This window comes from Tistrella bauzanensis, from assembly GCF_014636235.1.
GTDB lineage: Bacteria > Pseudomonadota > Alphaproteobacteria > Tistrellales > Tistrellaceae > Tistrella > Tistrella bauzanensis.
The window spans coordinates 1-936 of sequence record NZ_BMDZ01000195.1; the positions used below are offsets into that span (position 1 = coordinate 1).

The 936-nt window shown below is 56.6% G+C and carries 1 protein-coding gene; it reads left to right on the forward strand.

Going from position 1 to position 936, the window contains the following annotated elements; genetic code table 11:
- Positions 1–205: 205 nt before the first annotated feature.
- Positions 206–646, forward strand: coding sequence for a hypothetical protein (locus IEW15_RS25540; protein ID WP_188583367.1), 441 nt, complete (start codon positions 206–208; stop codon positions 644–646).
- Positions 647–936 lie beyond the last annotated feature (290 nt).

The window sequence follows — 936 nt, forward strand, 5'->3', positions numbered from 1 at the left end:
CGTAACCCCGCACAAGCACCCTCAAACGACGCTGGCAGACGGGGAAAGGGGCCAGATAGATGGATTTTTCCGCAGCCTGCTAATGCTAAGGTATTTTCTTGTTCATGGCCGATGGCACTATCGTCTACGACCTGAAGGTGATGTTTGCCGCGCTTGATAAGTGGATCAATGAGGCTATGTCGCGCGCATTGGGAGCAAAGCGGGGTTGAGCATGACCACCACATTGAGAGACGTGACGACATTCTATTGGCGGTGCCTGAAACGCGCTTTCAGCGGCAAGTTCGCAAAGGCCGTGGGTTGGACAGGGGGGCTTTCGGTTATCGCTTTGGTCATCGCGTGGATCACATTACCATCTGCGAGTGATGAGCGAACGTTGCTCACGGTGCTGCCAGCGGCGTTCTTCGTCGTGGCATTCTCGCTGATCGTCCTTTGGGGCATAATCTTTGCGCCCGTTGAAATCTACCGGGACGAACGGCGGGCGCGGGAAGCCGTTGAGGCTCTTAGGCAACCGAAAGCTGGCAATATCGCTGCCGGACACCGGCACGGTAAATGTCGATATCACCGGAAACACGTCCGAAAGCCTAACTGGCGTGCGGCAAACGGTCATCCGATCATCCATGACCGAGGTAGTGTGCCTTTACTGTAAAAACACTGGCGAAGTGCCTTTGCGAAATTGTCGCGCTCGCGTGTTGTCAGCAAGCCGACTTTCGGCCGATGGCACCGCCGCGCTCAAATTCACAGAATCCATCGAATTGCCGTGGCGGAAAGAGGACACGTCATGTTTGGCAGTGGACCTTCCGCCTGGTGAGACGCGGCGCATTTGGGTTGGTGGCGTTCGGAGGGGGGGCATTTTTGGGGGGATGTCCCGGTCATTGTTGAAAAAGGGAGAGCGGCGTTGCTCGCCTTGAGCCGTTAGGCTCGGGGTGTCGAATCCTC